The 12,890-nt window shown below is 43.5% G+C and carries 9 protein-coding genes; 7 read left to right on the forward strand and 2 right to left on the reverse strand.

Features of this window, described 5'->3' with window-relative positions; translation table 11 throughout:
* Positions 1–40 precede the first annotated feature (40 nt).
* Complete coding sequence (locus V7K45_RS23045; RefSeq protein ID WP_335007299.1) at positions 41–1,324, forward strand: lactate racemase domain-containing protein; 1,284 nt, start codon at positions 41–43, stop codon at positions 1,322–1,324.
* A 187-nt stretch (positions 1,325–1,511) separates the two neighbouring features.
* On the forward strand, positions 1,512–2,147 hold the full coding sequence (gene tmk / locus V7K45_RS23050; RefSeq protein WP_335007300.1) for a dTMP kinase: 636 nt from the start codon (positions 1,512–1,514) through the stop codon (positions 2,145–2,147).
* Between the two features lie 64 nt (positions 2,148–2,211).
* Here the strand turns inward: tmk and V7K45_RS23055 are convergent, their stop codons facing one another.
* A complete protein-coding gene (locus V7K45_RS23055; protein WP_335007356.1) occupies positions 2,212–2,400 on the reverse strand; it encodes a hypothetical protein in 189 nt (62 codons plus the stop codon).
* 127 nt (positions 2,401–2,527) lie between these two features.
* Here V7K45_RS23055 and V7K45_RS23060 point away from each other — a divergent pair, with 127 nt between their 5' ends.
* The 3 genes from V7K45_RS23060 to V7K45_RS23070 all read left to right on the forward strand — a co-directional run bounded on the left by V7K45_RS23060 (position 2,528) and on the right by V7K45_RS23070 (position 8,443).
* On the forward strand, positions 2,528–2,905 hold the full coding sequence (locus tag V7K45_RS23060; protein ID WP_292843718.1) for a hypothetical protein: 378 nt from the start codon (positions 2,528–2,530) through the stop codon (positions 2,903–2,905).
* Positions 2,906–3,274: 369 nt separating this feature from the next.
* Complete coding sequence (locus tag V7K45_RS23065) at positions 3,275–4,150, forward strand: class I SAM-dependent methyltransferase (protein ID WP_335007301.1); 876 nt, start codon at positions 3,275–3,277, stop codon at positions 4,148–4,150.
* Positions 4,151–4,753: 603 nt separating this feature from the next.
* The gene (locus V7K45_RS23070; protein WP_335007302.1) at positions 4,754–8,443 is read left to right on the forward strand and encodes an EAL domain-containing protein; all 3,690 of its coding nucleotides are present in this window, start codon (positions 4,754–4,756) and stop codon (positions 8,441–8,443) included.
* A gap of 400 nt (positions 8,444–8,843) precedes the next feature.
* Here V7K45_RS23070 and V7K45_RS23075 read toward each other — a convergent pair whose 3' ends face one another.
* Positions 8,844–10,856 carry a protein phosphatase 2C domain-containing protein gene (locus V7K45_RS23075; RefSeq protein WP_335007303.1) on the reverse strand — a complete coding sequence of 671 codons (2,013 nt, stop codon included), beginning with the start codon at positions 10,854–10,856 and terminating at the stop codon, positions 8,844–8,846.
* A gap of 408 nt (positions 10,857–11,264) precedes the next feature.
* On the opposite strand from V7K45_RS23075, the gene V7K45_RS23080 reads away from it, so the two are divergent.
* Both V7K45_RS23080 and V7K45_RS23085 read left to right on the forward strand, forming a co-directional pair.
* A complete protein-coding gene (locus V7K45_RS23080; RefSeq protein WP_335007304.1) occupies positions 11,265–11,699 on the forward strand; it encodes an NfeD family protein in 435 nt (144 codons plus the stop codon).
* 153 nt (positions 11,700–11,852) lie between these two features.
* Positions 11,853–12,860 (forward strand): SPFH domain-containing protein, encoded by a 1,008-nt coding sequence (locus V7K45_RS23085; protein WP_335007305.1) that lies wholly within the window; start codon positions 11,853–11,855, stop codon positions 12,858–12,860.
* Positions 12,861–12,890: the final 30 nt, after the last annotated feature.

Here is a 12,890-nt window from a genome sequence, read left to right on the forward strand (position 1 = left end):
CACTCAGCTAAGGAATTTCTCATAATAAGGAAAGTTAAAAATGTATTCACTGGCTGAAAATAACGGAACACTTTCAGATGAGCAAGTTTCCGGGCTAATTCATCAAGCTTTAGCAGACTCTAAGTTGGATGGACAGCGCATTTTGGTGTTAATTCCAGATAGTACTCGTACTGCTCCCATCCCGCAAATGTTTCGATTGCTGCATCAGGAGTTGGGTAAGAGAGTAGCGGCTCTGGATTTTTTAATTGCTCTGGGTACACATAATCCTATGAGTGAAGAACAAATCAATCACTTGGTAGGAGTGACACCAGAGGAACGAGAGACAACTTTAAAAAAAATTCGTATCTTTAACCACCTTTGGAATAAGCCAGATACCTTTATTTCGTGTGGAGTAATTTCGGCAGACGAGATAGCAGAGATCAGCGGTGGTATGCTACATCAGTCAGTTGATGTGCGTATTAATAAGCTTGTAACAGAATATGATTTAATCGCGATTTGTGGGCCAGTTTTTCCCCACGAAGTTGTCGGCTTCTCTGGTGGAAATAAATATTTTTTCCCTGGTATTGGTGGTCAAGAAGTAATTAATCTCTCGCACTGGTTAGGTGCTTTAATTACTTGTTATGAAATTATTGGTACGCTGGGAATTACACCAGTCCGGCGTTTGATTAACCGAGCCGCTAGCCTGATTTCTACCCCAAAACTTTGTTTGGCGATGGTAGTCGCACCGAAAACAAATCAGTTAGCTGGACTTTATATAGGTCAACCAGAGTCAGCCTGGGAAGACGCGGCAAAATTATCAGCTAAACTGCATATTAAATATGTAGATCGGCCTTTTAAACAAGTGCTTTCAGTCATGCCCCAAATGTATGATGACATTTGGACAGCAGCAAAAGGAATGTACAAGCTAGAGCCAGTAGTAGCCGATGGAGGCGAAGTAATTATATATGCTCCTCATATTACCGAGTTTAGCTATACACACGGGGAAATTCTCTCCCAAATTGGCTATCATGTGCGGGATTACTTTCTTAAACAATGGCATAAATTCCAAGACTATCCTGCTGGAGTGCTGGCCCATAGTACTCACTTAAAAGGGATGGGTACTTTTGATCCGATAAAAGGAGAACAAGCCCGGATTCGCGTTACTTTAGCGACTGGTATTTCTGCTGAACGCTGTGCTGCTCATAACTTAAACTATCGCAATCCGGCGACTATTCAACCCACTGAATGGGCTAGCCGAGAGGATGAAGGCATATTGCTTGTGCCGAAAGCTGGCGAGATATTATACCGTCTAAGTGACAGTAATTTTCAGGTAACTAAATCGTAGTTTTCGAGACGCGATAAATCGCCGTCTCTACAAGTGTTTTGATCTTATCTGAACTGTATTGAATCATAAATTGCGATATCTACGATGGGCTACGCCTACGCGATCGCAGTCTATGATTTTCCACTTCGCGCTATTCTTGATCTGATGAAACGTCAGCGAATCAGTTTATTGCAGCGAACAAAAAAGCATGGGTGGGAAATTAATTGTATTTGAAGGGGTGGAAGGCTGTGGCAAAACCAGCCAAATGCAGCTTTGTTCTGAATGGTTGGAAAGTCTCGGTGTTTCTGTGGTGGTAACTCGCGAACCAGGGGGAACAGAGTTAGGTGTACATCTTCGCCGCTTGCTATTAGAAAAGTCAGAAGACAAGCCAGTTGCAGAAGTGACAGAACTTTTATTGTATGCTGCTGACCGATCGCAACACGTTGAACAAGAACTTAAACCAAATCTCGCAGATGGGAAATATATTTTATGCGATCGCTACACTGACTCTACCATTGCCTATCAGGGATATGGTCGCGGTCTGAACATGAGTTTAATCGATCAGCTTAATAATATTGCTACTGGTGGTTTAGAAAGCGATCTAACTATTTGGCTAGATGTCGATGTCGAAGTCGGACTGTCCCGCAAACTCTCAGACCAATTAGGACTAGACCGCATTGAACAAGAGACAATCGCTTTTCATCGCCGCGTTCAGCAAGGATACGCACATTTAGCAGCATCCCATCCCTCACGAATTGTTCGGGTAGATGGCAGCTTGAGTAAAGAAGCTGTACAACAGGTAATTCAAGAAATTTTACGCGTACATCTGCACTTGGCGACGTAGGGCAAAAATAAACCTAAAAGTTTTTAGATATAAAGTTGTTGCACTAAACTCCAACAATTTTTCACTACTTCCTTTTTTTCTCATCCAGTGCTTTCTGAATAGCTTCTCTGCAAAACTCAGGAGGGTCATCCTGTGCCTTTACCTCTTCCTTCATTTTTTCGGTGACACGAAAATTAAGATTTTGTGTTAGCGGTTCTTCTCTATCAGACTTAAGTGGTTTTAAATTTTCTGGATTACCTTTAGGGTTAGGCATTGTTGAGAGATGTAAATATAGCTTGAACGATACGTGAACATATAGATAGAGTTCTAATCGGTGGTGTTCGCGTCTGTCAAAACAGTTCACCACCGATACCACTTTTACAAATGGGTAATTCTATTTTATGTTCACAAGGTCAGAACTCGAAATCAAAACTACTGCTGAGTTAAGAGACTTATGTAGGCGTTACGGATTAAAGCCTACTGGGAATGGAGGTTACAAGACTAGTTGGATTGTTACCTTGATGGCATTTCCACAGATAGCACTCTCTCAATTAAGGCAAGGGAGAGGTTTAAAATCACCAGGCTTTAGTGTTATTCAATTTCTTGAAGGGGTCGTAGATGAGATGAACTCCCCCACTGATGAACAAGCAGCACTAATTCGGATAACTTTAGAGGGCAAGGCTATGAGCTACCCTGACCGATACGACCAAGAGAGTTTACTAAACTTGCATAAAGCTAAAATGCACCTTGAAATGGCTATCGGACTGCTAAATCAGTAAATCAGTTTACAAGCCAAAAGTAGTTAGTCCCTAGCAACCTAAAGCTAGGGACTATTGAAGCGGCTTTTATGCAAGGATGTCGCTTTTGGCGTAGGCGTAGCCCATCGTAGACATCGCTATTTGGCTTCGTTGATAACTAGTGTCAATCGATACAGTTGATTTGTGGTTGTAGTAATACCAATTTGAAAAATGATTGCGACAGATGGGAAACTGAAACACTTATCAAATGAATGTTTCACAATCCAAAATCTAAAATCGTTCGACTGAGCGTAGCCGTTCGCGTAGCGTTCCGCAGGAAAGTCTAAAATCCAAAATGGTATAAGTTGGTGTGCGATCGCAGCGCTATTAACCCTTATGCTGAAAGGGAAAATGAAAACAACAGCTATGAAATTTGCACAAAATCTCATCCCCCGTCAAGGTTTACTAAAAGCCCTGACTTTAGCTTTCCTTGTATTGGCAGCTGTGATATCCCCCAGTGTTCTAGCCAACGAGAGCCAAAAAGCGACATTCAACGGCACACCCACACTCCAAACTATACTCACCAGCAGTCATCGCTCAGAGCAAAATCGCCTCCGAGACAAGTACCGCCACCCAGCCCAAACTCTCGAATTCTTTGGTCTACGCCCAAATATGACGGTGGTTGAATTGTGGCCAGGTACTGGCTGGTATACTGAGATATTAGCCCCCTTTCTAGCAGCAAAGGGACAACTCATAGTCACTAACACTCCCGGCACAAGTAAACCTGCTTTGGCTTTGCAAGAGAAACTAGCAGCTAATCCAGAGGTTTTTGGTAAGGTCAAAGTAGCCCAAATCAATCCCCCAAATGAACTTACCCTAGCCCCAGAAAACTCTGTGGATATGGTTGTTACTTTCCGTAATATTCACAACTGGGTGAAAGCTGGCTATGCCGAGCAGGTTTACGCGGCGGCTTATAAAGCACTTAAGCCAGGGGGCATCTTAGGGGTAGAAGAACACCGTGGCTTTGAGGGGATTTCTTTACAAGAGAGTATTAAAACAGGCTATATGTCTGAAAATGGGGTAATTGCTGCTGTGGAGAAGGCTGGCTTCAAATTGGTCGGCAAATCAGAGATTAACGCTAACCCAAAAGATATCAAAGACTATCCGGGTGGAGTTTGGACACTACCTCCAACCTTGAGCCAAGGTGAAAAAGACAGGCAACGCTTCCTCACCATTGGAGAGAGCGATCGCATGACCCTCAAGTTCGTCAAACCCAAAGCCTCCTAAGAGGGAGATGAATGAATGCAAAAACAACTGCTGCCTTATGATAATCTCATGAATGGCAGCTTTCAAGCGATCGCGTAGCCTCTGGTAGAGAAGAAAAGCACAGCAGCGATCGCACCAGATATCAGCCAAGGATTTGATTTACTTCCGGCCTACTCAGTTGATTATTAGATTCCCGCTTCACCATCTGGTGCATTAACCAGACACTGGCGCAACCATAGTTTAGCTGTTTATCCTTCTTCCATCACTTTTGGAAATATAGCAGTTGCCAGGTAGATTAGGACATAATGACAAGCGTAAATCTCAGGAATAACAAGGTTTTACCTCCTGCCTCCTGCCCGGTTGTTGAGTTTCGACTACGCTCAACTGCCGCGTAGTCGAAACACTGCCTCCTGCCCTCTTTGATAATTGAGTCTTGTAATAAATAATACAGATACTTTTTTGTGACGTACTTGGCAAAGATGGAACTTTTGCCTTTACTGGGTTAGCCAATTCTGATAAAGTATTCGCGATGCCTGTGGCGGCAAATTACTTAATATTGGATGAAACTTTAGTATTATAAATAACTAATATTTAGAGCAAACAACTTGTGTTTGAAACAACGTGATGCTGGAATTAGGGAAAAGCCTTTTTGCTTATAAACAGTTTATTCCCCACGGTCATTGCTATCTTTGGAAACCGGAATTAGTGGGGTTGCATCTTGTATCCGATAGTTTAATTGCCTTTGCTTATTATTCAATTCCCATCACGCTACTTTATTTTGTCCGCAAGCGCCAAGATTTCCTCTTCAACTGGATATTTCTACTATTTGCAATATTTATTGTTACTTGTGGCACTACCCACCTAATGGAGATTTGGACGCTCTGGTATCCAACTTATTGGTTGAGTGGTTGCCTTAAAGCTATTACAGCCATAGTTTCACTCTACACAGCTTCTGAACTTATACCTTTGGTACCAAAAGCACTTGCTCTCCCCAGTTCTGTACAACTGGAGGCAGCCAATCGAGAACTGGAGAAGGCAATCAGCGAACAGCAAGCTGCACTTCGCGAACGCAAACAGGCAGAAATCGCACTACAAGAGCGGGAAGCGATGTTGCGGCGAATTGGCGATAATCTGCCCAATGGGGCAATTTATAAAGTAATCCGCGAATTAGATGGCAGCGATCGCTTTTCTTATATCAGCGCGGGGATTGAAAAATTGATGGAAGTCAGCGCAGAAGATGCACTGAAGGATTCAAGTCTGCTCTATCGCCAGTTTATCCCAGAGGATGTACCACTCTTACAGGCAGCAGTCGATGAATCTCGGCGGAATCTCTCGGTGTTTGATATACAACTGCGAATCCAAACGCCCAGCGCTCGGCTAAAATGGTTACATTTTCGTTCCACGCCACGCCAATTCCAGGATGACCGTGTGGTTTGGGATGGGCTGGTAGTGGATGTCACCAACCTCAAATGTGCTGAAGAAATACTACGCAAGAATGAAGCCTTATTGGAGGAATCTCAGCGAGTTGCTCGTCTCGGTAATTGGGAATTTGATATTGCCACTGGCAAAATTACCTGGTCAAAGCAACTGTTCGACCTTTTTAATCGAGATCCCGCGCTTCTTGAGCCAAACTACCAAGAAAATCTGCAACTGTATTGGCCAGAAGACGCAGGAAAATTAGCCCAAGCAATTGAGCGGGCAATGTCAACTGGCGAATCATACAAACTCATTCTGCGTACATCTCCAACTTACGGGTCTACTATTTATATTGAAGGGATTGGACATGCAGAATTCAACGCGGATGGAAAAGTAATTCGCCTTTATGGGACTGCCCAAGATGTTACAGAACGGCAAGCCGCAATCAACGAACGCAAACAAGTCGAGGAAGAACTCCGACGCAGTGAAAAGCTGCTAGCTACTGCTCAAAAGGTTGCCCATCTAGGCAGTTGGGAATGGTACTTAGAGTCTCAAAAACAAATTTGGTCAGCCGAAACCTTCCGCATCTTCGGTTTAAATCCTGCTGAATCAGCACCGACACAGGCTGTATTTCTCCAGATGCTTCACCCAGAAGACCGACCAGTGTTGCAGAGGCATCTACTAGGGGCGATCGCCAATAAAACTCCTTTCAATCTTGAATATCGCATTATCCGACCTGATGGCTCATTGCGCTACCTAGAATCGAGAGCAGAGGTAGCTTATGATACTCAAGGTAAGACTATTAGACTCTATGGAGCTATTCTAGATATTACAGAACGCAAGCAAGCAGAAATTGCTCTCAAACAAAGTGAGATTCGCTACCGCGCCATTGTAGAAGATCAGACTGAATTAATTGCCCGACATTTACCAGACGGCACACTCACCTTTGTCAACCAAGCTTTTGCACTTTATTTTGGGCGATCGCCAGAGGAACTGATCGGTAGCTGTTATCAACCGATTATTTTTAAGGCAGATCGGGAGCGAGTTGCTCAATTATTAGCCTCAATGAGTGTTGATAATCCTGTTGTCATCGTTGAGAATCGCGTGGTTGTGGCTTCGGGAGTGCGTTGGACTCAGTGGCATAACCGGATGCTGTTTGACGAGCAAGGATGCTTTATAGAATTTCAAACGGTAGGACGCGATATCACAGCCCTGAAGCAAATCGAAGAAACACTTTTTCAAGAAAAAGAATTAGCTCAGGTGACGTTGCAATCGATCGGAGATGCAGTTATTACCACAGATGCGTTTGGCAGGATTCAATACCTCAATCCTATTGCAGAATCTCTGCTCGAATGTAGTCAAGCATCTGCACAAGGGTTGCCGTTAAAAGAAGTCTTGAAAATTGTGCATGAAACGACACGGGAGGTAGTTCAGAACCCAATTGAACAAGCGTTACAGGAAAATCGAATTGTGAGTTTAGCAAACCATACCGTCTTAATTACTGAGAGGGATCGAGAGATTGCGATTCAAGATTCAGCCGCGCCCATTCGCAATCGTGAGGGAGAAGTTATTGGCGCAGTTATGGTATTTCATGACGTGACTCAGAACCGCTTGCTTTCGCGTCAGCTATCCTGGCAAGCAACCCATGATGCCTTAACCGGATTGGTGAATCGCCAGGAATTTGAGCGGCGGGTTGAACAATCATTACACCTTGCCAAGTTAGACTACCAGGTTCATGCGTTGTGCTATTTGGATCTCGATCACTTCAAAATTGTCAATGATACCTGTGGTCATCTGGCTGGAGACGAATTACTGCGTCAAGTTACTGTCCTATTGAAGGAGAAGATTCGGAAAACTGACACACTAGCACGGTTAGGGGGCGATGAATTCGGGGTATTGCTCAATCAGTGTACACTAGAACAAGCTTTACGAGTTGCTAATGAATTGCTTTCGTGTGTTCAACAGTTCCGATTTGTTTGGCAAGAGCAAGTATTCTCACTTGGAGCAAGTATCGGCTTAGTTGGAATCGACATGCATAGCGAGAGCTTTGCAGAAATTATCAGCACAGCTGACGCAGCTTGCTATACTGCGAAGAACCGGGGGCGCAATCGCGTATACGTTGCTCAGACTGACGACCAGGAGCGACTGCAACAGCGCGGACAGATGCAGTGGGTCAGCCGCATTTCTCAAGCCTTAGAAAGTGATTGCTTTTGTCTCTATGCTCAAAAGATTGCTGCGATCGCTCCGGCAGATCAAAACGGCGACCATTATGAAGTGCTGCTGCGGCTCCGGGATGAGCAGGGAAATTTAGTGCTGCCGATGGCCTTTATTCCAGCAGCAGAACGCTACAACTTGATGCACCTGATCGATCGGTGGGTGATTCAGACTCTGTTCAGGAATTGGCCAAGGGTTGTTGGCGATAAACAAAGTATCTATGCAATTAACCTCTCTGGCTCTAGCATTAACGACGATCAATTCATTAACTTCCTGTACGAGCAGTTTTCTGTATATTCGATCTCACCCCAGTACATCTGCTTTGAGATTACCGAAACTGTGGCGATCGCCAATCTCACAAAAGCCAAGCAGTTCATTGAGTCACTTCAAGAGATGGGCTGTCGCTTTGCGTTAGACGATTTTGGGGTGGGGATGTCGTCGTTTGCTTATCTCAAGTCTCTGCCTGTGGATTACCTGAAAATTGACGGCAGCTTTATTCGGAACATTATTGAAAATTCTGTGGATGATGCAATTGTGACAGCAATAACGCGCATTAGCAGTGTGATGGGTATTCAGACGATTGCTGAGTTTGTGGAAAATGACGCAATTTTAGAGCGAATTACGGCACTAGGTATTGATTACGCACAGGGATATGGGATTGGGATACCTTGCCCATTGAGCTAGGCAGGGGCAGGGGGAAGGGGTAAGGGTAAGGGGGAAGGGGGAAGGGGAAAGGGGAAAGAGGGTTTTCCAATTTTTGCACAGATGTGGTAAATATAAGTAATTAGCCGGATATGATACAAGTGCAATATGTGATGTAGAGTCATCTGTAGTGCGATCGCTAACTTATATTCGTTCGCTAGCGATCGCCACTTTCTTTCCCATGACTGTGAATGTACAAGTAATTCTTGTCAAGATTGCAATATTTCTCCCAAACATTACAATATTCCTCATCAACATTGCAATATTTCCCCCAAACATTGCAATATTCCTCATCAACATTGCAATATTTCTCCCAAACATTACAATATTCCTTATCAATACTGGAATATTCCTCATCAACATTACAATATTTCGGTATAATCTATTTCCCAGTCGGACATACTGACTGCACGTTTTGGGGAAGTTGCCGACACATCTGCTGTAATCCTTGAGGATTAATTTGCCACCAAGCAAATAATCCCAGACTTGTACCCCCTACAAGCAACGCCAACACTCCCCCCAGCATTACCAAAGGTTTACGCAGCTTCGGTTTTGTAATTAAAGTTGCTGGAATTTCTGGGCTGAGAGGTGGTTCTTCTGAAAGATCCAAATCTAGATCCAAGTTTAGATCCAAATCTAGCAAAGCTTGGGAACTTTCTGTAAAAGAAGTTGGTTCTTCTAATTCCTTTAGTTCTTCTAGTTCTGCTAATTTCCCTAGTTCTTCTTCCTGTATTTCTGCTTCTATAATCTCTTCTGGCAACGCCGGAGTTACGGGTATTAAGTATTCTGGAGAGACACGGCAATAGGTCATAACAACCGATGTATTATCACGCCCATTTTTTTCGTTTGCCAAGTTAATCCAGTTGCGGACAGCATCTTCAACTGTCATTTGCCCTGTTAACACGGGTATTGCATAATCCTGCCAAGAATGTTCCACCCAGTTGCGATCGCTTAAACCATCAGAACACAGTAGCAAAATGCCATCTTCTTCCAGAATAAATCGCTGAACCTTAAGACGCAAAGATTCGGAATTTCTTGTCCCTAATGCTTGAGTTAAAGCACTCGCATCTGGTCTAAGAAGTGCCTTTCGATACAAGCTTTTAGCCAAGCGTACTTCTCGCGTTGCCACATCATCATCTACTGTTAGTAGCTGGCAATAATTGCGAGTAATCCAATAGGCCCGGCTATCGCCAACATTAGCCAAGTAAAGCTCATGGGTATTATTTGATTGCCACCCAGTACTTGTCTGGATTCTTTGTGGAACTTGCAACGCCATAACAATAGTTGTAGCCATGCGTTCTCTGCCCTGGCGTTTTTGTTCGTTATTACGGGCACAAATTACATTATTTACTACCCGTAAGCTTGCTTCTAATTGTTCCTGCAACAACTCAGGTGGAAAAAGTGCAGTTTGTTCTGTCACCTCCGTTAGTAAAGCGCGAATTTGTAATTTTACAGACTGCACTGCCAACTGACTCGCAACCTCACCGCCTTCGTGTCCGCCAATGCCATCGCAAACAATCGACAATTGGCGTAATAAAGGTTCATCTAAATCACTCAAACTATTGGGATAGCAAGCATCTTCATTTTGCGCCATCATTGGGCCAATATCTGTAGAGCCTGCCACCTTCAAAACTAATGGCAATTCTGCCGCAGCCGCTAGTAGTAAATTATTGAGTTGAATATTAATTTCCTCTAACTCAATCTCAGTTTCACACATATCCTGGACAATGTTCTGTAACGCTTTAGCTACTGATGCTTTTGCAGAAACTACCCAAAACTGCCAACATTCCCCCAGATTTTTTAAACTCAGCTTTTCATCATTTGGTGTTTGGTAGAGTTCCAACAGTCGCACACACCAACCTTCGACTCTCAAGTTCTCTATTACTAGTAAACTGCGGCTAAGTCCCAATTCAGCTAGAGGTGTCCAAAGTTGGAGAATTTGCCACAGCCAATAAACTTGTCGTACTGCTGTTGCTTCCTCCCAAGCCTCAACAATAGTTGGATAGATATTTCCTGTCCTATCTATCGGCGCATTTTCCAATAAGAGGATATCAGTTGTATCTTGCTCAAGATTACTAACAAACCCATAAGCCTGGGGCAGATGTAACCGCTCTTGATATAACTGTAAATAAGGAATTACTTCGGTTGGCAATTCTTCAGGTATATCTGGCGGCAGCCCCGGTTGAGTATCCAGCCAAATCTGTTGTTTAATTACCTCATACCTATCTGCTACCTTTGTGCCTGGTGGAATGTAAGCAGACAATGAGCCAGTCGCCCAAAGATAGCGGTGAACTAAAGGAGTTTGGCAACTAGCACAAACGTTATCTCCCATCGGATTAATAGGGCTATTACAGCGTGGATTTATACAAAAAATTATCAGTTGAGTGGAAATCATAAATATAGGAGTCAGGAGTCAGAATTCAGGAGTCAGAATTTAGGAGTCAGAATTTAGAATACTCTATCCAAAAAGGTATGGAATTTTCCTTTACCCTTTACCCTTTACCCTTTACCCTTTACCCTTTCCCCAACATCAAGGCAAAAGTTACTTTTGCAAGATGTCTACTGACTTCTAACTCCTGAATTCTGAATTCTTATTTATACATAAACTTCGATTAACTTTAGCTGGCAATGAATTGAAGGCTAGAATAAACTGGATTTGTGTACCGCTAGCTACACCTTGTTACTGAAATTAATCAAAATTATTGGTATAAATACCCAGTTTTGTTTTCTGTAAATAACTTACGTCTGGCTGTATCTAATCGTAGAAATGCATTTACGTCAATGTAGAGACTAGGATAGCGCTATGCCAAGTTTTACCTTAATCTGGCTTCTGGCAGGAGCAGTTCTGTGTTTAACTGAACTGTTCTTACCATCGGCGTTTGTCGCCTTCATGATGGGAATTAGCGCTTTTGTGGTGGCGCTGCTGTCTGGAGTGGGTATGGGAAGTGTATGGTTGCAAATTGTGGTTTGGCTCTTGCTTTCCACAGCCCTAATCGTACTTTCTCGTCGGTTTTTGCAACCAAGACAACGCAAATCAAAAATTCGGGATGCAGTCATAGCTGAAACCTTAACAGAAATTCTGCCTGGAAAAACAGGGCGGGTACGGTATGAGGGAAATTCTTGGCAAGCAAGATGTGACGATGACAAATTTACCATACCACCCCATCAAAGAGTTTATGTGGTTAGGAGGGAAGGTACTACTTTGATTGTCGTACCGGAAAATCTCTTGAATTCTTAGTTAATGGGCATGGGGTATTGGGCATGGAGAAGATGCAGAGGGGCAGAGGGGAAAGAACTTACTGCAACTTCTCCTCTGCTCCCCCGCTCCCTTGCTCCCCTGCTCTTCTGCTCCCCCACTTCCTCTTTCATATTTAAAATTAGGAGATTCACAATGGAACAGTTTTTTTTACTAGTATTTTTAGCTCTTGGTGGTTCTGCTGTGGCAGGTTCTGTGAAAGTCGTCAATCAGGGCAATCAAGCTTTAGTGGAAAGATTGGGTAGTTATAACAAAAAACTGGAACCAGGACTAAATTTTGTCGTTCCTTTCCTAGATAGAGTTGTCTACCGAGAAACTATCAAAGAAAAAGTCTTAGATATTCCTCCTCAACAGTGCATCACCCGCGACAACGTTGGCATTGAGGTAGATGCAGTGTTTTATTGGCGCATTGTGGATATGGAAAAAGCCTGGTATAAGGTAGAAAATCTCCAGGCGGCAATGGTAAATATGGTGCTGACTCAAATCCGCGCCGAAATGGGACAACTGGAGTTGGATCAAACTTTTACTGCTCGTTCCCATATCAGCGAGCTTTTATTACAGGATTTAGATGTTGCTACCGATCCTTGGGGTGTGAAAGTGACACGGGTAGAACTGCGAGATATTATTCCATCTCAAGCTGTGCGTGAATCGATGGAATTGCAAATGTCGGCAGAACGACGCAAACGGGCAGCAATTTTAACTTCTGAGGGCGATCGCGAAGCTGCTGTCAATAGCGCCAGAGGTAAAGCTGAGGCGCAAATCTTGGATGCAGAAGCTCGTCAAAAATCGGTAATTTTACAAGCGGAAGCCGAACAAAAGGCGATCGTTCTGAAAGCTCAAGCAGAACGTCAGCAACAAGTTTTGAAAGCCCAAGCGATCGCAGAATCAGCAGAAATTATTGCCCAAAAAATCCAAACGAATCCCAATGCCAATAAAGCAGTGGAAGTACTGTTTGCATTGGGCTATTTGGATATGGGCGCGACAATTGGTAAAAGCGATAGCAGCAAGGTATTATTTATAGATCCGCGCACTATTCCTGCTGCTTTTGAGGGTATGCGTTCCGTTATCTCAAATGGTCAGATTGACTCTAACGAGTTGTTTTCCAAGCAAATCCCAGGATTAGAAAATAACCGCCCTAGTTAGAAGTAGAAATGGAGAATGGAGACAAGGGGA

This window comes from Nostoc sp., from assembly GCF_036917375.1.
Classification (GTDB): Bacteria; Cyanobacteriota; Cyanobacteriia; order Cyanobacteriales; family Nostocaceae; genus Nostoc.

Coding starts and splice junctions, on each gene's coding strand:
- V7K45_RS23045 (WP_335007299.1), top strand. CDS start 41: ATGTATTCACTGGCTGAAAATAACGGAACACTTTCAGATGAGCAAGTT.
- tmk (WP_335007300.1), top strand. CDS start 1,512: ATGGGTGGGAAATTAATTGTATTTGAAGGGGTGGAAGGCTGTGGCAAA.
- V7K45_RS23055 (WP_335007356.1), bottom strand. CDS start 2,400: ATGCCTAACCCTAAAGGTAATCCAGAAAATTTAAAACCACTTAAGTCT.
- V7K45_RS23060 (WP_292843718.1), top strand. CDS start 2,528: ATGTTCACAAGGTCAGAACTCGAAATCAAAACTACTGCTGAGTTAAGA.
- V7K45_RS23065 (WP_335007301.1), top strand. CDS start 3,275: ATGAAAACAACAGCTATGAAATTTGCACAAAATCTCATCCCCCGTCAA.
- V7K45_RS23070 (WP_335007302.1), top strand. CDS start 4,754: ATGCTGGAATTAGGGAAAAGCCTTTTTGCTTATAAACAGTTTATTCCC.
- V7K45_RS23075 (WP_335007303.1), bottom strand. CDS start 10,856: ATGATTTCCACTCAACTGATAATTTTTTGTATAAATCCACGCTGTAAT.
- V7K45_RS23080 (WP_335007304.1), top strand. CDS start 11,265: ATGCCAAGTTTTACCTTAATCTGGCTTCTGGCAGGAGCAGTTCTGTGT.
- V7K45_RS23085 (WP_335007305.1), top strand. CDS start 11,853: ATGGAACAGTTTTTTTTACTAGTATTTTTAGCTCTTGGTGGTTCTGCT.